Here is a 21,886-nt window from a genome sequence, read left to right as displayed (position 1 = left end):
CGTTTATGCCTCCTTCAGCTTGGATGCAGCGTCGTGGATAGCTGCGCGGATGCGGGGGTAGGTGCCACAGCGACACAGGTTGCCTTGCATGGCATCATCGATTTCCGTGTCTGAAGGTGCAGGGTTTTCTGCCAACAGAGCGGCAGCCTGCATGATCTGGCCTGACTGGCAGTAACCACATTGCGCTACCTGATGATCCACCCAGGCCTGTTGAATTGCAGCCATCGCGTCCGGCGTGCCGATCCCTTCAATCGTGGTAACATCCCCCCAGACATCTGACAGCGCCACCTGGCATGACCGAACAGCTTCGCCATCAATGTGCACTGTGCATGCCCCGCAGGCAGCAACGCCGCAGCCGAATTTGGTGCCCGTCAGTCCGACTTCATCACGCAGAACCCAAAGAAGGGGTACGTCATCGGGAAGGTCGATTTGGTGTTGGTTTCCGTTGATCTTCAAGTCGGTCGCCATGGCGCACCTCTCGTAGCTGTGGCTGGTTTCTGACATAATTGGTGAAAAATGTCAGTATGTCAATTGACAAAATGAACAGAAAATGTCACGAGTTTAAGAATGGCAGATACAGCAGAAGATTCACGGCAGCAGGCGATCCTGAACTCAGCCTTTCAGGCCTTCGCCACCTATGGATTCCGAAAGACCTCAATGGATGACATAGCGCGGGGCGCGAGGATGTCCCGACCGGCCGTTTATCTGCATTTCAAGAACAAAGAAGCGATCGTCACCAGCCTGACCGAGCATTACTATGCCGAGAAGATCGCCGCCGTCGCTGCGGCTCTGACTGTGTCGGGTTCGGTTTCGGACGTGTTTAAGGATGCCGTTCAAGCCCAAACCGAGGGTATGGCAATGATCCTTGCATCGCCCCACGGACTTGAAATGCTGGATGCGACCAAGTCCATGTCGTCAGACATCATTTCGCAAGGCGAGGCTGAACTGGCCCGCCTGTATTCCGAGTGGTTGACACGCGAACATAAAGCCGGGCGCGTCAGATTACTGGCGGATGCCGACGAGACGGGCAAAACAATAACGGCTACTCTTAAGGGGCTGAAGGCAAGCGCCATTGGCGCAGAGGAATACGAAACCCGTGTTGCCCAGTTTGCCGCACTGATAGGAGCTGGATTAGAGGTCAGGTAACATGCTGGCGCACCTTGTATTCTGGCGCGTCCCATAGCCGGTTCTGCATGATATCTGTCAGGATCTCGGCCGCGTTTTCCACATCCTGTTCATCTATGTATAGCGGCGTAAAGCCAAACCGCATGATGTCAGGCGCCCGGAAGTCCCCGATCACGCCGCGCGCAATCAGGGCCTGCATAGCGGCATAGCCATCGGCAAATCGGAAAGACACTTGACTGCCGCGCTGGGCGGGATTGCGCGGGCTTGCCAGTTGCAGGTCGGGGCAGGTGGCTTCGACACGTTTGATGAACAGCTCTGTTAGCTCAGTTGACTTGGCTCGGACGTCTCGTATGTCGGCCATATCCCAAATGTCCATCGCAGCCGACAAGGCAGTCATCTGAAGGATAGGAGGGGTTCCGACGCGCATTCTCTCGATGCCATTTCCGGCGCGGTAATCCAGATCAAAGGCAAAAGGCGCTTCGTGGCCCAACCACCCAGACAATGCGGGGCGTACCTGATCCGTCAGACGCGGGGAGACATAGATGAATGCGGGCGCTCCGGGGCCGCCATTCAGGTATTTATAGGTACAGCCAACCGCGAAATCTGCATTACACCCCGCCAGATCGACGGGAATTGCACCAGCTGAATGAGCCAGGTCCCAAACCGTAACTGTGCCGTTTGCATGGGCCAGTTCCGTCAGTGCCTTCATGTCATGCATCCGGCCCGAGCGATAATCTACCTCGGTCAGCATCAGAACGGCGACATCTTCGGTCACATTGGCCGCGACATCCTCTGGCGCTACAACGCGCAATTCATATTCCGGCCCGAGCGAGCGCAGCAGGCCATCCACCATATATAGATCGGACGGGAAATTACCGCTGTCTGACAGAACGACCTTGCGATCCGGGCACAGTTCCAGCGCCGAGGCGACGGCCTGATAGACTTTGATCGACAGAGTGTCGCCGGTAACGACACTGCCGGGTTCAGCGCCAATCAGCCGCCCGACACGATCACCCAAGCCAGTCGGCAATGCCATCCACCCGGCCTTGTTCCAGCCGGTGATAAGCATCTGCCCCCATTTCTGAACCATCATGTCATTAACCCGATCTCCGGCCGTTCGGGGCAGCGGCCCAAGCGAGTTGCCGTCCAGATAAACGACACCTTGAGGAAGATCGAACATGGCTTTGGTCGCGGCAAAGTCGGTCATCGTGATCCTGTGACTATGTTGTGCAAGTGTAGATGCAAAATGGCTATCTGATCCAAATGCAGCTGTCCATCATCGAAGAGCTTCACCGCAACCGAGTCTATCCGCGCGCAGATTGCGCGGCTGCGACCAACTGTGATTTTGCTATTCCCGGCAAAAAGCGGTAGGTCATCGGGCAAAAGCGACATTTTGCCCTGCCCGGATACGAAAGACTGCCTGACATGCAAAAAATCGACATCCCACCGGTGTGGCTGCTGGGCTTTGCTGTGGTTGCATGGCTGCAGGCGCGGCATATGCCCATGGGGTTGTCTCTCGACAATGGGTTTGTTGATTTGCTCAGCGGTGTGCTGATCGGTGGCGGTGTCATCATGATCGTTCTGGCGGCCGCCGAATTTCGCCGTCATCGCACCACAATCATCCCGCATGAAACGCCTACATCGCTGGTGCAGTCAGGAATCTTCAAACGTAGCCGAAACCCCATATACGTGGGCGATGTGCTCATCCTGTCCGGCCTGATCCTACGATTTGATGCCATAGCGTCATTGGTTCTGATTCCAATATTCGTATGGCTTCTGGAGCGTCGTTTCATAGTGCCTGAAGAGGACAGAATGCGCAGAACTTTTCGCGCCGACTTTGCCCGATATGAACGCCAAACCCGCCGATGGATGTGAGGTGATGTGGTAATGACACAACGTAATAATGCTGCGCTTGCGAAATAATGTTGCGCAGGATACACCTTTGCTTAACAAACAATACCGACCACCCGCTCGGTCAGAGTGAAAATTAGGGGGACTGCCAGTGAAGATAGGCACACCGAAAGAGACTTATGACGGTGAGAACCGTGTTGGGATGACGCCTGAGTCGGCGTTGCAGCTTCAGAAGTTGGGCTATGAGTGTCTGATTGAGAAGGGTGCGGGCGCTGCGGCCGGGTTTTCTGATGCGTCGTATGAGGCAGCGGGAGTTGAGGTCGTCAAAACGGCTGCATCGTTGTGGAAACAGGCCGACATTGTTGCCAAGGTACGTCAACCTAACGAGGCCGAGCTTAAGCGTTTGACCAAGGGCAAGACGTTGATTTCCTTTTTCAACCCTGCGGGTAATGAAGAGGGGATGGAAGCCGCCAAATCCAAGGGCGCCAATGTCATCGCCATGGAAATGGTGCCGCGGATTTCGCGCGCGCAGAAAATGGACGCACTGTCGTCTATGGCCAATATCGCCGGTTATCGCGCGGTTATCGAAGCAGGCAATAATTTCGGCCGTTTCTTCACCGGCCAAGTGACTGCCGCTGGTAAGGTTCCGCCAGCCAAGGTGCTGATTGTGGGTGCTGGGGTGGCTGGTCTGGCTGCTATTGGTACCTCCACCTCGCTTGGTGCGATCACCTATGCGTTCGACGTGCGCCCAGAAGTGGCCGAACAGGTAGAATCGATGGGGGCCGAGTTCGTCTATCTGGACTTTGAAGACGATCAGCAGGACGGCGCGGCCACCGGTGGATATGCCAGCGTGCAGTCGGACGAGTTCCGCGAGGCGCAGTTAGCCAAGTTCCGCGAGCTTGCTCCGGAAATGGACATCGTGATCACCACGGCGCTGATCCCGAACCGCGAAGCGCCCGAGCTTTGGACCAAGGACATGGTCGAGGCGATGAAACCGGGCTCGGTCATTGTTGACCTCGCGGCGGAAAAAGGCGGCAACTGCAAGCTGACCGTCGCGGATGAGAAGATTGTGACCGACAATGGCGTGACCATCATCGGCTATACCGATTTCCCCAGCCGGATGGCGGCGCAATCATCGTCGCTGTACGCGACCAACATCCGTCACATGATGACCGACCTGACACCTGAAAAGGACGGCCAGATCAATCACGACATGGAAGATGACGTGATCCGCGGTGCGACCGTGACATTTGAAGGCGACATCACATTCCCGCCACCACCGCCCAAGGTGCAGGCGATTGCGGCGCAGAAGAAACCGGAAGTCAAGGAACTGACCCCGGAAGAGAAAAAGGCGCAGGAGATCGCGGCCTTCAAGGCGCAGACCAAGCAGCAGTTCACCCTGCTGGGTGTTGGCGGCGCGCTGATGCTGCTGGTGGGGCTGATCGCTCCGGCCAGCTTTATGCAGCACTTCATCGTCTTTGTGCTGGCCATCTTCGTGGGCTTCCAGGTGATCTGGGGCGTCGCGCACAGCCTGCACACACCGCTGATGGCGATCACCAACGCGATCTCGTCGATCATCATTGTTGGGGCCTTGATGCAGATTGGATCGGGGTCATTCCTGGTTATTCTGCTGGCGGCGCTGTCTGTCTTCATGGCCGGGATCAACATCTTCGGCGGCTTCCTCGTAACCCGGCGCATGCTTGCCATGTTCCAGAAATCTTAAGGAGGCCGGGCACATGGATTATGGCTTCACTACTGCCGCCTACGTTGTTGCGGCTGTTCTGTTCATCCTTTCGCTCGGCGGTCTGTCGAACCAGGAAAGCGCCAAGCGCGCGGTCTGGTATGGCATCGTCGGTATGGCGCTGGCGGTTTTTGCCACGCTGGTTGGTCCCGGTTCGGGTCTGTGGCTGCTGTCGCTGCTGCTGATCGCGGGCGGTGGCCTGATCGGTCAGTACGTCGCACAACGCGTGCAGATGACCGAGATGCCGCAGTTGGTAGCTGCGATGCACTCGCTGGTTGGTCTGGCGGCTGTGTTCGTCGGCTTCAACGCGCATTTTGAGATTGGCAACGTGGCCCAGGTCATGGCCATTGCCGACAGCGCAAAAGAAGCGGACCTTTCTGATCTGGGTGCATTCGCCAAGCTGATTGCCAAGAAAACCTCGGCTGAGCTGGCAATCCTGCACGTCGAACTGTTCCTGGGCATCTTCATCGGTGCGATCACATTTACCGGGTCAGTCGTGGCCTATGGCAAGCTGGCCGGCAAGGTCACATCGGCGGCGACCAAGTTGCCGGGCGGTCATGCGCTAAATGCGGCGGCTGCAGGTCTCTCGCTGATCTGCCTGATCTGGTACACTTCGACCGGCGGCTTCTTCCCGCTGTTCCTGATGACGCTGGCCGCGCTGTTCATTGGCTATCACCTGATTATGGGCATCGGCGGTGCCGACATGCCGGTGGTTGTGTCGATGCTGAACTCGTATTCGGGTTGGGCCGCGGCGGCGATCGGCTTCTCGTTGGGCAACGACCTGCTGATTGTGGTTGGTGCGCTGGTGGGCTCGTCCGGTGCGATCCTGTCCTACATCATGTGTAAAGCGATGAACCGTCACTTTGTCAGCGTAATCCTGGGCGGCTTTGGTGGCCCGCAGGGCGAGCAGATGGCCGTTGAAGGCGAGCAGATCGCTATCGAGGCCGACGGCGTGGCCGCAGCCCTGAACGATGCAGACAGTGTCATCATCATCCCGGGTTACGGCATGGCCGTCGCACAAGCACAGCAGTCTGTATCGGAACTGGTTCGCAAGCTGCGCGCCAAGGGCAAGAATGTGCGCTTTGCAATCCACCCCGTTGCAGGTCGTCTGCCGGGGCACATGAACGTCCTGCTGGCTGAAGCGAAGGTACCGTATGACATCGTGCTGGAGATGGACGAGATCAACGATGACTTCCCCGAAACGGATGTTGCAATCGTGATTGGCTCGAACGACATCGTGAACCCTGCGGCGCAGGAAGATCCCAACAGCCCTATCGCTGGCATGCCGGTGCTGGAATGCTGGAAGGCCAAGCAGGTCTTCGTGTCCAAACGCGGTCAGGGTACCGGGTATTCGGGCATCGAAAACCCACTGTTCTTCAAGGAGAACACGCGCATGTTCTACGGCGATGCCAAGGCGAGCCTCGACAAATTACTGCCGATGATCGACTGATCTGGAGCTTTAAGCAAAGTGCAAAGGGCGCCGGAAGGCGCCCTTTTCTTTTTCATTGAACAAGAAGCATTGCCCGCCATCAGGGTAGCTTGCCCAGATGACGCAGGCGGAGTGTGATAAACTGAGCCGAGTTGTGCTGTGGCAGGAGGTTGGTGATGCAAAAAGTTAACGGCATAGGAGGCGTGTTTTTTCGGGCCAAAGACCCCGAAGCGCTCAGTGCGTGGTATGAAAAGCATCTGGGTGTAAATCACTACGTCCCGGAACCATGGAAACAGCGCGAAGGCTATACGGTCTTTGCCCCGTTTGCGCAGGACACAGAGTACTTTGGGCGGGCCGAACAACAATGGATGATCAATTTTCGTGTCGATGATCTGGCTGCTATGACCGCGCAGCTTGAGGCCGCCGGGATCAAGGTTGAAACCAACGCTGACTGGGACAGCGAGGTCGGCAAGTTCGCCCGAATTCACGACCCCGAGGGCAATCCGATCGAGCTGTGGCAACCAAATCAATGAGATAGCGGGTTTGTATACCGTAGTATCCTTGTAAGTATATGAAATAAAAAGAGAATTGATGTAATTTGACGGTGTCGTATAGTGCCTCGGAGGAAACGGAGCCCGAAATGACGCCGATTGATGATCATCCGCTGCGCTATGCGCTGGCCAATGAGCTGCACGCCCGGCCGTTTCCGGTGGCGGCGATGCCTTGCACAGTGGTCTTTCTGGCGATCAAGAAACCGGTTGCGGCTGTCGCTCGGGATCGGCGTGAGGATCTGGAGCACCTGATCGACCTTCTCGACCGCCACGGTGCTCAGCACCCGCAGCCGGACGCTACACACTATGCGGGACAGATCGGCCGCCACTGGTTGAAGTGGGAGCAACATACCGAGTTCGTGACCTATACGGCCATTGCTCAGAACGTCAGCGACCGTGCGTTCAACCCAGCTGATTTCGAAGTTTTTCCACCCGACTGGTTAATGGCCAGCCCCGGCCAGAGGGTCACGTCGGCCATGGTGCGTGTTGTCGAACGTGAAGGCGATGAGGTCATCAAAACCAAGCTGCTGGATTGGTTCGAACCGGAAAGCCTGGCTGTCGCTCGGGTGCTGGATGATGCAGCTGTTTGTGCCAGCGATTTTCGTATCGATCCGGCGGGGCATATGCGGTTTGCGCTGTTTGTTGCAAAAGACACCGGACGGCGCAGGACTGGACGGATTGTCCAGCGGCTTTGCGAGATTGAAACCTACAAGGCGATGTCCATGCTGGGTTTCGCACGTGTCAAACAGCTGATGCCGCGCATCGGGAAACTGGATGAAAAACTAACACAGCTGATGGGGCAGATGACCGGCAATTCAGCCCAGCCGGATGAGCTGCTACAGGATTTGCTGTCTACCTCTATCGAGCTGGAGACTCTAGCCGCGCAGTGTTCCTTCCGATTTGGAGCCACCGGCGCCTATGAGGCCATCGTAAACCAGCGGATCGAGGTTCTGCGCGAAGAGCGTTTTGAAGGCGGACAGAACTTTGCGGACTTTATGATGCGCCGATATGATCCGGCGATCCGGACCGTCAAATCCACCGAGCGCCGTTTGCAAGCCCTGTCGGATCGGGCCATTCGCGCGGGGGAATTGCTGCGAACGCGTGTGGATGTCGAACGCAGCGCCCAGAATCAGGCATTGCTGGAAAGCATGGATCGCCGCTCAGATCTGGCCTTACGCTTGCAGCACACGGTCGAGGGTCTCTCTGTAGTTGCGATCAGCTACTACGCTGTGTCCCTGGTCAGTTACTTGCTTTATCCGCTGACGAGTGCCGGGATCAGTAAGGGGATGCTGACGGCTGCAGTAACGATTCCGGTTGTTCTGGCTGTTTGGTTTGCCGTTCGCAGGATTCGGAAACGGCTGGCGTAAATCCGTGTTTTCCTGAAGGGCCGTGCACTGTACAACAAACGCGTTTGGCACTTGGGTCGAGGAATCCTTCGTGATTGGAATCGTGGCTGCGTGGCGGGCTGTAGCCGCCATGTTCATATTGAATGGCGCATTGTTCGGCATCTGGGCGTCGCGAATTCCGGCGATCCGGGACAAGTTGGAGCTGACGCATGAGGCGTTAGGATACGGCTTGTTGTTCATGGCTGCCGGCGCAGTGTGTTCTTTTCCGATCACGGGCCGGCTAACCGACCGGTTTGGAGCGGTGGCCCTGACGCGGTACATAGCTGTTCTATATACGTTTTCTCTGATACTTCTGGCCCTCGCGGGCAGCTTCTGGTCGCTTGCGGCCTTTTTGTTCATATTCGGCGCTTTCCATGGCTCGATGGACGTGGCGATGAACGCCTGGGCAGCGGAAGTGGAGCAGGCTTACAAGAAACCCGTTATGTCGTCCTTCCACGCGATGTGGAGCCTTGGGGCAGGGCTGGGGGCGCTCAGCGGGTTTGCAGCGGTGCAGATGGGGCTGACGGTCATCCAGCATTTTCTGCTGGCTGGCGGGCTCGTTGTCGTGCTGGCATTGGCCTCGTCGTGGGTCCGGTGGACCTCGCGTCGCTCAGCCGTGTCCGAGGGCAAGGTTTTTGCTTTGCCCTCAGGCGCTTTGGTCCTTGTTGGCTTCACCGCTCTGTGCGGTGCGTTGGGGGAAGGAGCAGTCGCTGATTGGAGTGCGATTTTCCTGCGAGACGTGACAGACGCCGCCGAAAGCGTTGCGGCCCTTGGTTACGCAGTGTTCTCAGTCGCGATGGTGGCGTTCCGATTGGCAGGCGGGTTTGTCATCGCCCGCTTCGGGCCAGTTGCAACGGCGCGCTTTGGCGGGGCTTGCGCTGCGTTGGGCGTGTTCTGCGTTGTTTCAGCCGCCGAGGCGGGTCTGGCTTTGGGAGGCTTCGCTATGATGGGGATCGGGTATGCTGTCATTATGCCGCTGGCCTTCAGCCGGGCGGCCAGTGATCCCAACGTGCCACCGGGGCAGGCGATCGCAAGCGTCGCGACGCTGGGATACGGAGGCTTATTGATTGGCCCGCCGCTTATTGGGTTTCTCGCAGAGATGCTTACATTACGCCTAGCATTCACGGCGCTGCTGCCACTGGCCGTTTTTATTGTCTTGTTGGCGGGCGCGCTGCGACCTGTTGAAACAGAATGAAGCCAAAACAGAACAGCAGGCCGGAAAACCAACAGATAGGAGAACAACATGCCGATCAAAAACCGGTTCGCCGAGTTGCAGGGTGAAATCACCGAATGGCGGCGCGATATTCATGAGAACCCCGAAATACTTTTCGACACCCATCGCACCAGTGCGTTGGTCGCCGATAGGCTGCGGGAATTCGGCTGTGACGAGGTTGTGACAGGCATCGGCCGCACCGGTGTTGTAGGGGTGATCAAGGGCAAGGCGGATACAGGCGGCAAAGTGATCGGGTTGCGGGCTGACATGGATGCGCTGCCGATCCATGAGGCGACGGGCTTGGATTATGCGTCAAAAACCGATGGCGCGATGCATGCCTGCGGCCATGACGGGCATACGGCGATGCTGCTTGGGGCCGCGAAATACCTGTCAGAGACGCGGAACTTTGATGGCACCGTAGTCGTGATCTTCCAACCTGCCGAGGAAGGTGGCGGCGGTGGGCGCGAGATGTGTGAAGACGGGATGATGGACCGCTGGGGCATCCAGGAAGTCTATGGCATGCACAATTGGCCGGGTCGCCCGGTGGGCAGCTTTGCCATTCGACCCGGCGCCTTTTTTGCGGCGACGGACCAGTTTGATATCACCTTTGAAGGCAAGGGGGGGCACGCCGCCAAGCCGCATGAAACGGTCGATACGACGGTGATGGCCGCTCAGGCCGTATTGGCGTTGCAGACCATTGCTTCTCGGAACGCCGATCCGATTGACCGTATCGTGGTTTCGGTCACGTCTTTTGAGACGTCTTCAAACGCATTCAACGTGATCCCTCAGACGGTGAAGATCAAAGGGACTGTACGCACCATGAGTAAGGAAATGCGCGACCTGGCCGAAAAGCGCATTCAAGAGATCTGTGGCGGCGTTGCAGCGACTTTTGGAGGTGAAGCGGATGTGACCTACTACCGGGGCTATCCGGTGATGGTGAACAGTGATGAGCAGACGGATTTTGCTGCAGATGTTGCGCGGTCAGTGTCCGGAAACTGTGACGAAGCGCCTCTGATCATGGGCGGCGAGGATTTTGCCTTTATGCTGGAAGAACGGCCCGGAGCGTACATTCTGGTTGGGAATGGCGACACGGCAGCTGTGCATCATCCTGAATACAATTTTAACGACGAGGCTATTCCGGCTGGATGCAGCTGGTGGGCCGGGATCGTGGAACAACGTATGCCCGCGGCCTGACGGCGGCGTAGAGAAGCGAGGGGCAGGCCCCTCGCGTTTCCCGGAGAATTTTTACCAGATGAATTTGCGCCCGCGTGACGTCAGGTGAGGTCCAACGTTTCACACAAGGTGTCGATCACACCGTCCAATGCGGACTTCTGGGTGTTTACGCAGGATTTTGCGCCAGCTCGGGCTTCGTTCAGCGCTTCGTCATCTGACACCCAATTCGCAACGATCTCTGCGAGTTGCGAGGCAGAATTGACCTCAGTCGCGCCACCGCTTTCGATCAGTGGCGCATAGGTTTCCGCGAAGTTGTAGTAACCGGGGCCAGTAATCACGGCGGCACCGGCCTGAGCAGGCTCGAACGGATTGTGGCCGCCGATTTCCTTGAGCGAGCCACCCAGGAACACGATAGGACACAACGCGTACCAGGTGCCGGTTTCGCCCAGAGTGTCGGCGACGTAAACTTGAGTCTGCGTTGTGATCTTGTCACCTTTGGTGCGGAAAGCAGCGGACTGCCCTGCCTTTTCTAGCAGACCTGCAACTTCTGACCGTCGCTCGGGGTGGCGTGGGATCAACAAGAGCAGCAGATCGGGCCAGCGTTGCATCAGTTGGGCATGGGCTGCCAGAACCGTTTCCTCCTCGCCCGCATGGGTCGAGCTGGCAATCCAGACTGGGCGCTCGCCGATTTGGGTGCGGATGTCGTCCAGCGCGGCCTGATCTACTGGCAGCGGGTCTGACATGGCTTTGAGGTTGGTGCCTAGTTGCACACGGTCGGGCCGTGCGCCCATGTCGATAAGATTTGTCGCAGTTTTATCATTCTGGGTCAGGAACAGCGTGAAATGGTCCAGAATGAACCGCGCGGTTTGGCGCCGCTTTTTCCATCCCTCGACCGAGCGATCCGACAGGCGCGCATTGAGCAGCGCCAGCGGAACGTTCCGCCGGGATGCTTCGACGATCAGGCGTGGCCAAATCTCGCTTTCGACAAAGACACCGGCGTCCGGCTGCCAATGGTCCAGAAAACGCTGTACAGCTCCGGCTGTGTCCAATGGCGGGTATTGATGGCGCGCGCGCGGCGGCATCCGCTTTTCGATCAGCGCGGCCGAGGTTGGCGTTCCGGAGGTGATCAGAAACTCTGTATTGGGCAGGCGCTCACCCAAACGTTTGATTAGGCTGATGACCGACAGAGTCTCACCCACACTGGCCGCATGAAACCATATCAGCTGCCCTTTCGGGCGGGCTTGCGTCGCGTGACCAAGGCGTTCCTGCTGACGCACTTTAGGGACGCCTGCCGCCTGCAGCTTGTTGCGCACCGTGCGCCATGCCAAGGGGGCCGCAACAGAAGTCAGGCCGCAATACAAGTGGTACAGCAGCGTGGGCCGGTCAGAGATGTCTGGCATTTTAGCCGCCTGTGTGGCTCATGTGGCGGCTCATCTGGCCGTCGACGGCCTGACGCGAATAGTCGAAATCATGCCCTTTGGGTTTAAGGTTGATTGCTGATCTGATCGCTTCTTCCAGCTGTTCGTCGCTGTCAGGATAGTCGCGCAGCGGTGCGCGCAGATCGGCCATATCTTCCTGCCCTAGGCACATGTAAAGCTCACCAGTGCAAGTCAGGCGCACGCGGTTGCAGCTTTCGCAGAAATTATGTGACAGCGGAGTGATAAATCCGATTTTCTGGCCGGTATCCTCAAGCCGCACATAGCGCGCTGGTCCGCCGGTCCGTTCTGCCAGATCGGTTACGGAATAGTGTTTCTCATACTCCTTGCGCACATCCTTGAGAGACCAGTACTGATCCAAGCGGTCTTCGTTGCCGATATCGCCCATCGGCATGACCTCGATCCAGGTCAGGTCCATGTCACGCTCGGCGCACCATTCAGTGATCTTGGGCAGTTCAAGTTCGTTGAACCCTTTCAGCGCGACTGCGTTGATTTTGATCCGCAGGCCCGCCTTCTGCGCGGCGTCGATCCCGTTCAACACCTGTTTCAGACGACCCCAGCGGGTGACTTTGGCGAACTTGTCTTCGTCCAGCGTGTCTAGCGACACGTTCACCCGGCGCACGCCGGCAGCATAGAGATCATCGGCAAAGCGATGCAACTGCGAGCCGTTGGTCGTCAGCGTCAGCTCTTTAAGCGCGCCGCTTTCCAGATGACGGGTCATCGAATTGAAGAATGTCATGATGTTGCGGCGTACCAGCGGCTCACCGCCAGTGATGCGCAGCTTTTCCACGCCCATGTTCACAAAGGTCGAGCACATGCGGTCCAGCTCTTCCAACGTCAACAGGTCTTTCTTTGGCAGAAACGTCATGTCCTCGGACATGCAATAGACACAGCGGAAATCGCAGCGATCCGTGACGGAGACGCGGAGATAGGTGATGGCGCGGGCAAACGGGTCGATAAGCGGAGCTGTCATGCGACATAGGTAAAGCTGCAACCGCCCTCCGACAAGGGCGAACTGCGCTTTGCGCTGGAACAGATGCGTGCAGGGCGATAGATTTGCTGTATGAGATATACGCTTTTGGCTATTTGTGTTCTGGTGGCGGGATGTGACACCGTGCGGTCCACCACTGATCGTGTCTTTGGCGGCGACAAGCCCCCAGAAGAAGCAGAACCCGCCGTTGTAGAAGAGGTGGTCGAGCCGCAGCCTGTCGCGGTTGCCGCCGCGGGTTGGGTCGGTCCGAAAACCACAATTGCTGGTTTGGGAGACCCCACAACACCCGGTCGTTGGCTCGAAACTTCGTTGGTGGAGACCGAGTTTACGGGACGCGTAGTTGTGCCGCGAACGGGTGCACAGGCCTATATCACGCTGATTCCGGCATCTGGGCCAGCCGGAGGCGGTAGCCGTCTATCGCTGGATGCGATGCGGGCACTGCTGTTGCCATTTGATGAATTAGTAGAATTGGAAGTTTATTCCAACTGACCTTTTAGATACTTGCCAGCCTCTTTTCGTGCGAACGGTTTCATCGCATCGCCATGTGCGTTCAGAAAGGCAATAACGCGGTCCGGGTCGTGCTTGGACAGCTCGCGCAGCCACCACGCAACAGACTTTTGAATGAACCAGTCGCGATCGGGTACGTAGCCTGCAGCCCAACTCAGAATGCGGTCTCGGCGTTGCAGGTCGTCCGGTTTGGGGTGGTTTTGTTTGGTCCAGGGCAGGGTGGCCACCAGCGCTGCGCGCCGCGTCCACATGTGGTCTGAAGTTGTCCAGCTTTCTACCTGATCCAGTCGCGTTGGGTCGGCAGACAAGCGCTTTTGCATGGCCATGCACGCGTGGTCTGCTACTGCCCAGGCATCAAAATCGGGCAGCCAGCTTTGCAGTAGGTCCCAAACGGCATCATCTGGTCGGATGCGCGCTTGCGTCAGCAGTTTGGCTGCGGCAAGACGTCCTTCGTGAATATTGGTTTGCCACAGCGCATCTGCCAGTTCCACGCGCTCTGCCACGTCCAACCCTTGTCGCCAGGTTTTGGTCAGGTCATTCAGGATCGGGTTCGCCACGCCCAAATGGGGGCGATCGACTTTATGATAAGCCGCCATCTGTTCGGCGCGCTTAGGGTCCGCGTGGGCCTTGAGTTGGTCAAGGTAGTTTTCAAGCATAACTTTGTCAGTTCCGCGGTCGGGTGGGCTTTCCGTCAATGGTCTGATGGTTCTTTTCCACCCAGTAGGACTGGATCTGTTCGTCAGACTTGCCATCGACCCATTTCTGCATCGTGTCACGTTCGGACTGGTATTCCATAAACGGCACCGCGTAGCCGCAAGAAGTTTGAACCACTTCGATATCCAGATCATAGATCTGACGCGCGCTGCGGTGATCGGGGAACAAGTCAGCAAGTTCGTTCCAACCCGCATCGCCCACGTGCAGCGTGCGCGCAGTTCCATAGGTTCGCAGGATCAGCGGCCGTGTCGTGAACGAACACCACATCAGCGTCATGCGGTTGGCTTCCAGCAGATGACCGGCCGTTTCGTTGCCGCTGCCGGTCAGGTTCATCCAGGCAATCCGGTTCGGACCAAGAACGCGCAGCGAATCCATTCCCTTGGGCGAGATATTGACCCGCCCATCAGGTGCCGCAGTGCCAACGAAGAACATATGTTGTTCTTCGATGAATTTACGCTGCGCGTCGTCTAGTTCCGGAAATTGCTTGGCCATGTCTCACTCCACCGTAACCGATTTTGCCAGATTGCGCGGCTGGTCCACATCTGTGCCTTTGGCCACAGCCGTATGATACGCCAACAGTTGCGCGGGCACCGAGTACAGGATTGGGGCCAGGCTGGGGTGGACATACGGCATCCTGATGATGCTCCAGACGCCATCTTCGGCCTCGGCAATACCATCGTCGTCCGAAACAAGAATGACCTTACCCTTGCGCGCCATCACCTCTTGCATGTTCGATACGGTCTTGTCGAATATCGTGTCCCGAGGCGCCATGACCACCACAGGCATATTCTTGTCGATCAGGGCGATTGGTCCGTGCTTCAGTTCGCCCGACGCATAACCTTCGGCGTGGATATAACTGATTTCCTTGAGTTTCAGCGCGCCTTCCATCGCCAGCGGATACATCAGGCCGCGACCCAGAAACAGAACATCGCGCGCTTCGGACAGGCGCTGGGCGGATGTCTTGATGGCGGGGTTCTGGTCCAGCGCCGCATTCAACACCGTCGGCAGTCCGCGGAGAGCGGCATAATGGTCGGCCAGTTCTTCGTCTGTCAGTGTGCCGCGATCCGCAGCCGCCTTGAGTGCCAACATCAGCAACACGCTAAGTTGGCAGGTAAAGGCTTTGGTCGAGGCGACGCCGATCTCAACGCCTGCGTGGATGGGTAGGGCGATATCGCTTTCACGCGCGATCGAACTTTCGGGGACGTTAACGACCGAGACGATCTTGTCCGCCTTGCCTTCGCAGTACCGCAACGCGGCCAGAGTGTCGGCGGTCTCACCTGACTGACTGACGAATAACGCGGCTGTGCGGTCACTGATCGGAGGTTCGCGATAGCGGAACTCGCTGGCAATATCGACCTCGACCGGCATTTGGGCCAGCTGCTCGAACCAGTATTTTGCGGTCAGGCAGGCATAAAACGCCGTGCCACAAGCCACCATGGTCAATCGATCCAACTTGGTGAAATCCAGATCGGCATCAGGAAGGACAACCTGATCTCCGCCGCTGGGCAGATAGGCCCGGATCGCGTCGGCAATTACCACGGGCTGTTCGGCAATTTCCTTGGCCATGAAGTGTTTGTGGCCGTTCTTTTCGGTTTGGGTGTGGTCCAGATTGATCTGGCGGGTTTCACGGTTGGCCAGTTCACCGGCTTCATTGCGGATTTCCAGAGAGGTTCGGGTCAGAACCGCGCGGTCGCCTTCTTCAAGATAGGTGATGCGATTGGTCAGCGGGGCCAGAGCGATGGCGTCGGACCCAACGTACATCTCACCATCGCCGTGACCGATTGCCAATGGGGATCCCTTACGGGCCGCGACAATCAGGTCGTCCTGACCATCGAACAGAAAAGCCAACGCAAACGCGCCGACAAGGCGGTCGATGGTTTTGAAGGCGGCCTCGACCGGTGACAGACCAGTCTCAAGGTAATGCGCCGTCAATAGCGCCACTGTTTCCGTGTCAGTCTCGGTTGTGAAACTGATGCCATGCTCGGCCAGTTCTGAACGTAGCTCGCGATAGTTTTCGATGATGCCGTTATGCACCACGGCTACGGGGCCAGCCTGGTGTGGGTGTGCGTTGGCCACCGACGGCGCGCCATGGGTAGCCCAGCGGGTATGACCAATGCCGGATTTTCCGGGTAAGGGGTTGTGCACCAGCAAGTCGCTCAGGTTGACCAGCTTGCCGACCGCCCGACGCCGCCCAAGCGTGCCACTGTTTACGGTCGCAATCCCGGCGCTGTCATAGCCACGATACTCAAGGCGTTTTAGCGCCTCGACCAAAGTTGGCGCGGCCTCATGCTCACCGAGTACACCCACAATTCCACACATAAATCAGGCTCCTTTGTCGCGGCGAGCCTTCTTCGCCTTCAACATCTCAAACAATTTGCGCGCATACCCGGGCTTGTTGTCCTGCTTGGCGCGTGCCACGGCCAGCGCGTCGGGTTCTACATCCCGCGTGACGACAGTGCCTGTCGCGGTCATCGCGCCGTCACCGACAGAAACGGGAGCAACTAGCATAGTGTTGGAACCGATAAAGACGTTCTCACCGATGGTCGTCTGGTGCTTCATCACGCCGTCATAGTTACAGGTGATCGTCCCTGCGCCGATATTGGTCGCCGCCCCAACCGAGGCGTCGCCGACATAGCTGAGGTGGTTGACCTTAGCGCCTTCAGCGATTTGGGCATTCTTGGTCTCAACGAAATTGCCGATACGGGTGTTTTCAGCCAGTTCTGTACCGGGGCGCAGGCGGGCATAAGGGCCAACGATGGCACCGCGGCTAACATGGCAGCCTTCCAGATGTGAGAACGCGCGGATCGTCGCGCCGCTTTCTACGGTTACGCCGGGGCCGAAGACGACGTTTGGTTCAATCACAGTATCCCGGCCAATTATTGTATCGGCGGACAGGTAAACCGTATCAGGGGCCATCAACGTCACGCCCAATGCCAGCAATTCATCACGTGCACGAACCTGAAATTCGGCATCCGCCGCAGCCAGATCGGCGCGAGAGTCCACGCCCAGCGTTTCGGCCTCATCGCATTTTATCGCTGTTGCCGACAGACCGCGTGCGTTCGCCAGTGCCGCGATTTCAGTCAGGTAGTACTCGCCCGACGCATTTTCATTGCTAACCTCGTCAATCAATTCGAACAGCAGTTTTGCGTTGCAGGCCACCAAACCGCTATTGGTAAAGCGAATGGCGCGCTGTTCTTCGGTTGCGTCCTTGTATTCGACAATTTCGACCAGCTTATCGCCATCCATTATCAACCGGCCATAGCGGGGCTGAACTTCGGCAATATCGAAACCCAGCATGACCAGGTCAAAAGAGGCGCGAGCTTCGATCATACGCTCCAGCGTTTTGGGGTCGATAAAGGGGGTGTCGCCATAAAGGACGATTACATCACCGTCGAAATCGGCCAGCGCATCCCGCGCCTGCGCGACAGCATGTGCCGTTCCCAACTGTTCTTCCTGAACAACGACCTGTGCGGTTTCATCCTCGGCGGTGGCGGCTTTGGCAACAGCCTCGGAACCGTGACCAGTGACGATGACAGTGCGTTCGGGCGCCAGTACTGCGCCAGCGCGCATAGCGTGAACCAACATCGGTGTCTGGGCAATCGGGTGCAATACTTTTGGGGTATCCGAATTCATCCTGGTGCCTTTTCCGGCGGCAAGGATAACAAGGGCGGTGGCCATAAAATCGATTTCTCTTTGTGTTTTGTTGCGGCCCGTTTTATCCGCTGAGTTCAAAGGCGCAAGCGGTTCGGGGATCAAACAAGATTGCCGTTTGCAACACTTATGGCGAAGACTCGCCGAATTGGGAGGCAATATGCGCACGGTAATCTTCGATCTGGACGGGACTTTGGCCGATACTTCGGGCGACTTGCTGGCAGCAGCCAACCACTGTTTTCGGCACATGGGGCATGGCGATGTTTTGGTTCACGGGGAAGATGCAGGTGTTGCCCTGCGCGGTGGCCGGATGATGCTGACCCACGGATTGAAACGTGTGGGCGCTTTTGACGACAAAACAGTTCAGGCCTACTACCCTATGCTGCTTGAAGCGTACGCCGAGGATATTGACACGCACACGCAGTTCTATCCCGGTGCGTTGGAAGCGGTTGAGGGGCTGAGGTCGGCCGGCTATGGCGTCGGAATTTGTACCAACAAGCCCGAGGCCCTGGCACATCAGTTGCTGACACAGCTGGGTGTGCGTGAACAGTTCGCTTCACTGGTCGGCGCGGATACCTTGCCGGTGCGCAAGCCTGATCCGGAACCTTTACGTGAAGCGGCCCGTCGGGCGGGGGGCGATCCTGACTTGTGCGTCCTTATCGGCGACTCAGATACCGACCGGAATACGGCCCGGGCTGCAGGTGTGCCTTCGGTTTTGGTCACGTTCGGTCCTTCCGGAGATGACATGGCTGCGCTTGAGCCTGAAGCTTTGCTGCATCACTTCGACGATCTGACGGGCCTGGTGCCTCGGTTGATCGGCGTGGCAGCTTAATCCCTTGACCCGGGCCAATTGCAGGATCAGAACAACCTTATGATCGAAACATTCACCGGCAGCTTCACACAGCAGGAACCCATTCCCGAAGAGGCGGTCGAGGCCGCCCTGGCCGTATTGCGCCACGGACGCCTGCATCGTTACAACGTCGTACCTGGCGAATTGGGCGAAACCGCCCTTTTGGAGCAAGAATTTGCTGCCCAAACTGGGGCCAGGTACTGTCTGGCCGTGTCGTCAGGCGGCTATGCGATGGCCACGGCACTGCGCGCCTTAGGGGTCAAGCCGGGGGACCCGGTGCTGACAAACGCGTTCACCCTGGCTCCTGTGCCCGGATCCATTGCGTCAGTCAGTGCGCGACCGGTATTTGTAGGTGTAACCGAAGACCTCACGATTGATCTGGACGATCTTGAAGCCAAGCTGGATCAGGCGCGTGTGCTAATGCTGAGCCACATGCGTGGCCACCTGTGTGACATGGATCGGCTTATGCAATTGTGCGACGCAGCAGGCGTCACGGTGATCGAGGATTGCGCCCATACGATGGGGGCTGCATGGCGCGGGCAGGCTTCAGGCCGGCACGGTGCAATTGGCTGCTACTCGTGTCAGACCTACAAGCATGTCAACTCGGGCGAGGGTGGTTTGCTGGTAACCGATGATGAGGAATTGGCAGCAAAAGCAACAATTCTGTCTGGGTCTTACATGCTGTACGAACGCCACCTTGCTGCGCCAGCCCCAGATGTGTTCGAACGCATCAAGTACAACACGCCCAACGTTTCAGGGCGGATGGATAACTTGCGGGCCGCAATCCTGCGCCCGCAATTGCGCGATCTGGACCGGCAGATCGAACGCTGGAATGAACGTTATTTTGCGATTGAAAAAGGTCTGCGCGGTACGCCGGGTCTAAGCATTGTGGAGCGGCCGGAAGACGAGACATTTGTGGGGTCTTCGATTCAGTTTCTGCTGCTGGATTGGTCGGCAGAGCGGGTAAACGAGGTTATCCAGCGGTGCGCGGCCCGGGGGGTCGAACTCAAGTGGTTCGGAGGGGCCGAACCGAACGGTTTCACGTCGCGTTATGACAGTTGGCGATATGCCGACAGCGCGCCCATGCCCAAAAGTGATCGAATCCTTGCCGGAATCGTCGACATGCGTGTTCCTCTGACTTTCTCGCTGGACGACTGCAGTCTGATCGCGCGGATTATTCGGGCAGAGGTCAGCGCCGTTTATCAGTCGTAATCCAATCGAGTGCGCGTGCCGCGCACGCTTGTTGTTTTGAAACCGCCGCCCCGATTGGGGCGGCGGTTTGTTTTTGGGACGCTGTCGTTGACCCGATTTAGATTCGCTGCTATTTATTGAACAACTGTTCATTAATGCGAAAGAGGAGATCGCTTATGTTCACGGCGGCCATGCAATTTGATCTGGGTGAGGACGTGAACGCCCTGCGTGAAATGGTGCATCGTTGGGCGCAGGAGCGGGTCAAGCCGATGGCGGCTGACATCGATGCCTCGAACGCATTTCCAAACGAGCTTTGGAAAGAGATGGGCGATCTGGGCTTGCTCGGCATTACAGTGTCCGAGGAATATGGCGGGGCCGGGATGTCTTATCTGGCCCACACTGTCGCTGTGGAAGAGGTCGCGCGGGCATCGGCCTCGGTCTCTCTGTCTTACGGTGCTCATTCGAATCTTTGTGTTAATCAGATCAAACTGAATGGCAGTGACGAGCAGAAGGCCAAGTACCTGCCGCGCTTGATATCGGGCGAGCATATTGGTGCTCTGGCCATGTCCGAGGCGTCGGCTGGGTCCGACGTGGTGTCGATGAAGTTGCGCGCGGAAAAGCGCAACGATCATTACCGCCTGAACGGTAACAAGTATTGGATCACCAACGGACCTGACGCGGATACTCTGGTGGTTTATGCCAAGACGGATCCGGAGGCCGGGTCAAAAGGGATCACAGCCTTTCTGATCGAGAAAGAGATGAAGGGGTTCTCGACCTCGCCCCACTTCGACAAGCTGGGAATGCGGGGGTCGAATACGGCAGAGCTGATCTTCGAAGATGTCGAGGTGCCGTTCGAAAACGTTCTGGGCGAAGAAGGCAAGGGCGTCGCAGTTCTGATGTCCGGGTTAGACTATGAACGCGTGGTTCTGGCCGGGATCGGGACGGGAATCATGGCCGCTTGTTTGGATGAAATCATGCCCTATCTGGCCGAGCGAAAGCAGTTCGGCAAACCGATCGGAAGTTTCCAACTGATGCAAGGGAAGATCGCGGACATGTATACCGCGATGAATTCCGCGCGCGCATATGTCTATGAAGTTGCCAAAGCCTGTGATCGAGGCGATGTCACCCGCCAGGATGCGGCGGCGTGCTGCCTTTATGCCTCGGAACAGGGCATGTCGCAGGCGCATCAGGCCGTTCAGGCGATGGGCGGGGCAGGGTTTCTGGCGGACTCGGCGGTCAGCCGTATCTTCCGCGATGCCAAGTTGATGGAAATAGGCGCGGGCACTAGCGAAATCCGTCGGATGCTGATCGGGCGGGAACTGATGAACGAAATGCTTTGAGAAAAAAACGCCCCACAGACGAGGTAACTGCGGGGCGCTTTCCTTTGAAGGATCAGAATTTATGGACGTAGGATACGCCAACAAGGAAGGGATCGATTTCGGCTTTGCCGATCTTCGCGCCGTTCAGCTTGACGTCCGAGTCGATATCGAACCAGCGTACGTTCAGGCGAACAGCGCCATTGTCCGAGACCATGTAATCCAGACCGGCCTGCAGCGAGACACCGAACGAGTTGTCAACTTTCAAGTCGCCCAGCGGAGAGTCTTCGTCGAAGAAAATGGTGTAGTTCAGACCAGCGCCAACATAGGGTTTCCACGCGCTGTTGGTCGGGAAGTGATAGTTCAGCGACAACGTGGGCGGCAAGTGTTTGACGCTGCCCGCGTCGGTGCTGCCGCCCAGGGTGATATTGTGCTTGAACGGCGTTGCGGCCAGCAGCTCGATGCCGAGGTTGTCGCGGATGAAGTATTCGGCGGTGAAGATCGGGCGGGTGTCCGAGTCGATGTCGGCATTCAGCCCGGCCAGCGTGCCGTTGTCGGATTTGGGGTTGAGGTAGCCGACACCAACACCGACGGTCCAATCGCCCTGCGATTGGGCGAAGGCGGGGACGGCAAGCGCCACCAGCGCGGTGGAAAGGGTCAAAGCGGCGAGTTTGTTGGTCATATTCTTGCCTTTGGTTCTGTTGATGAGGTCGATTTGACAGTTGCGAGGGCGGAGCACTCTGATCTGCATCAAATCTGTGT

At 57.6% G+C, this 21,886-nt stretch carries 21 protein-coding genes; 12 read left to right on the top strand and 9 right to left on the bottom strand.

The window, feature by feature from the left end; genetic code table 11:
* Positions 1-3 precede the first annotated feature (3 nt).
* A complete protein-coding gene (locus tag ACR0AK_RS11040) occupies positions 4-468 on the bottom strand; it encodes a (2Fe-2S)-binding protein (protein WP_480793332.1) in 465 nt (154 codons plus the stop codon).
* A gap of 99 nt (positions 469-567) precedes the next feature.
* Between ACR0AK_RS11040 and ACR0AK_RS11035 the strand changes: the two genes are divergently transcribed.
* Positions 568-1,146: a TetR/AcrR family transcriptional regulator gene (locus tag ACR0AK_RS11035; protein ID WP_480793331.1), complete on the top strand. Its 579-nt coding sequence runs from the start codon at positions 568-570 to the stop codon at positions 1,144-1,146.
* Here ACR0AK_RS11035 and kynU read toward each other — a convergent pair.
* Positions 1,139-2,332, bottom strand: coding sequence for a kynureninase (kynU, locus tag ACR0AK_RS11030; protein WP_480793330.1), 1,194 nt, complete (start codon positions 2,330-2,332; stop codon positions 1,139-1,141). The genes ACR0AK_RS11035 and kynU overlap by 8 nt on opposite strands.
* Before the next feature lie 218 nt (positions 2,333-2,550).
* On the opposite strand from kynU, the gene ACR0AK_RS11025 reads away from it, so the two are divergent.
* The 7 genes from ACR0AK_RS11025 (at position 2,551) to ACR0AK_RS10995 (ending at position 10,489) form a co-directional block, all read left to right on the top strand.
* Positions 2,551-3,000 (top strand): methyltransferase family protein, encoded by a 450-nt coding sequence (locus ACR0AK_RS11025; RefSeq protein WP_170558529.1) that lies wholly within the window; start codon positions 2,551-2,553, stop codon positions 2,998-3,000.
* A 127-nt stretch (positions 3,001-3,127) separates the two neighbouring features.
* Complete coding sequence (locus tag ACR0AK_RS11020) at positions 3,128-4,699, top strand: Re/Si-specific NAD(P)(+) transhydrogenase subunit alpha (protein WP_480793329.1); 1,572 nt, start codon at positions 3,128-3,130, stop codon at positions 4,697-4,699.
* Between the two features lie 13 nt (positions 4,700-4,712).
* The gene (locus ACR0AK_RS11015) at positions 4,713-6,167 is read left to right on the top strand and encodes an NAD(P)(+) transhydrogenase (Re/Si-specific) subunit beta (protein ID WP_480793328.1); all 1,455 of its coding nucleotides are present in this window, start codon (positions 4,713-4,715) and stop codon (positions 6,165-6,167) included.
* 155 nt (positions 6,168-6,322) lie between these two features.
* Positions 6,323-6,679 carry a VOC family protein gene (locus tag ACR0AK_RS11010; protein WP_170558526.1) on the top strand — a complete coding sequence of 119 codons (357 nt, stop codon included), beginning with the start codon at positions 6,323-6,325 and terminating at the stop codon, positions 6,677-6,679.
* 107 nt (positions 6,680-6,786) lie between these two features.
* Complete coding sequence (locus tag ACR0AK_RS11005; RefSeq protein WP_480793327.1) at positions 6,787-8,064, top strand: DUF3422 family protein; 1,278 nt, start codon at positions 6,787-6,789, stop codon at positions 8,062-8,064.
* Between the two features lie 70 nt (positions 8,065-8,134).
* A complete protein-coding gene (locus ACR0AK_RS11000; RefSeq protein WP_480793326.1) occupies positions 8,135-9,277 on the top strand; it encodes an MFS transporter in 1,143 nt (380 codons plus the stop codon).
* Between the two features lie 48 nt (positions 9,278-9,325).
* Positions 9,326-10,489: a M20 aminoacylase family protein gene (locus tag ACR0AK_RS10995; RefSeq protein ID WP_480793325.1), complete on the top strand. Its 1,164-nt coding sequence runs from the start codon at positions 9,326-9,328 to the stop codon at positions 10,487-10,489.
* 80 nt (positions 10,490-10,569) lie between these two features.
* Here ACR0AK_RS10995 and ACR0AK_RS10990 read toward each other — a convergent pair whose 3' ends face one another.
* Both ACR0AK_RS10990 and moaA read right to left on the bottom strand, forming a co-directional pair.
* Positions 10,570-11,868: a 3-deoxy-D-manno-octulosonic acid transferase gene (locus tag ACR0AK_RS10990; protein WP_480793324.1), complete on the bottom strand. Its 1,299-nt coding sequence runs from the start codon at positions 11,866-11,868 to the stop codon at positions 10,570-10,572.
* 1 nt (position 11,869) lies between these two features.
* A complete protein-coding gene (gene moaA / locus ACR0AK_RS10985) occupies positions 11,870-12,877 on the bottom strand; it encodes a GTP 3',8-cyclase MoaA (RefSeq protein WP_480793323.1) in 1,008 nt (335 codons plus the stop codon).
* Between the two features lie 90 nt (positions 12,878-12,967).
* Here moaA and ACR0AK_RS10980 point away from each other — a divergent pair, with 90 nt between their 5' ends.
* Entirely contained in the window at positions 12,968-13,384 is a 417-nt protein-coding gene (locus tag ACR0AK_RS10980; RefSeq protein WP_480793322.1) for a hypothetical protein, read from the top strand.
* Here the strand turns inward: ACR0AK_RS10980 and ACR0AK_RS10975 are convergent.
* From ACR0AK_RS10975 to glmU, 4 genes are read right to left on the bottom strand one after another with little or no spacing between them, the layout of a single operon-like run.
* Entirely contained in the window at positions 13,372-14,058 is a 687-nt protein-coding gene (locus ACR0AK_RS10975) for a DNA alkylation repair protein (RefSeq protein WP_480793321.1), read from the bottom strand. The two genes, ACR0AK_RS10980 and ACR0AK_RS10975, sit on opposite strands and share 13 nt — an antisense overlap.
* Before the next feature lie 7 nt (positions 14,059-14,065).
* On the bottom strand, positions 14,066-14,608 hold the full coding sequence (locus tag ACR0AK_RS10970) for a pyridoxamine 5'-phosphate oxidase family protein (RefSeq protein ID WP_170558515.1): 543 nt from the start codon (positions 14,606-14,608) through the stop codon (positions 14,066-14,068).
* Between the two features lie 3 nt (positions 14,609-14,611).
* A complete protein-coding gene (gene glmS / locus ACR0AK_RS10965) occupies positions 14,612-16,435 on the bottom strand; it encodes a glutamine--fructose-6-phosphate transaminase (isomerizing) (RefSeq protein ID WP_480793320.1) in 1,824 nt (607 codons plus the stop codon).
* Positions 16,436-16,438: 3 nt separating this feature from the next.
* Positions 16,439-17,794 carry a bifunctional UDP-N-acetylglucosamine diphosphorylase/glucosamine-1-phosphate N-acetyltransferase GlmU gene (glmU, locus tag ACR0AK_RS10960; RefSeq protein ID WP_480793319.1) on the bottom strand — a complete coding sequence of 452 codons (1,356 nt, stop codon included), beginning with the start codon at positions 17,792-17,794 and terminating at the stop codon, positions 16,439-16,441.
* A 133-nt stretch (positions 17,795-17,927) separates the two neighbouring features.
* Here glmU and ACR0AK_RS10955 point away from each other — a divergent pair, with 133 nt between their 5' ends.
* From ACR0AK_RS10955 to ACR0AK_RS10945, 3 genes are all read left to right on the top strand, one after another.
* Complete coding sequence (locus ACR0AK_RS10955; protein ID WP_480793318.1) at positions 17,928-18,599, top strand: HAD-IA family hydrolase; 672 nt, start codon at positions 17,928-17,930, stop codon at positions 18,597-18,599.
* A gap of 39 nt (positions 18,600-18,638) precedes the next feature.
* On the top strand, positions 18,639-19,829 hold the full coding sequence (locus tag ACR0AK_RS10950) for a DegT/DnrJ/EryC1/StrS family aminotransferase (RefSeq protein WP_480793317.1): 1,191 nt from the start codon (positions 18,639-18,641) through the stop codon (positions 19,827-19,829).
* Positions 19,830-19,984: 155 nt separating this feature from the next.
* Positions 19,985-21,148: an isovaleryl-CoA dehydrogenase gene (locus ACR0AK_RS10945; protein ID WP_480793316.1), complete on the top strand. Its 1,164-nt coding sequence runs from the start codon at positions 19,985-19,987 to the stop codon at positions 21,146-21,148.
* A gap of 52 nt (positions 21,149-21,200) precedes the next feature.
* On the opposite strand, the gene ACR0AK_RS10940 is transcribed toward ACR0AK_RS10945, so the two are convergent.
* A complete protein-coding gene (locus tag ACR0AK_RS10940; protein ID WP_480793315.1) occupies positions 21,201-21,806 on the bottom strand; it encodes an OmpW/AlkL family protein in 606 nt (201 codons plus the stop codon).
* Positions 21,807-21,886 lie beyond the last annotated feature (80 nt).

The sequence above is a fragment of the Ruegeria sp. BI12 genome, assembly GCF_056537985.1.
The sequence above is the reverse complement of the archived record's forward strand: the minus strand, read 5'-3'. Positions and strand labels throughout refer to the sequence as shown.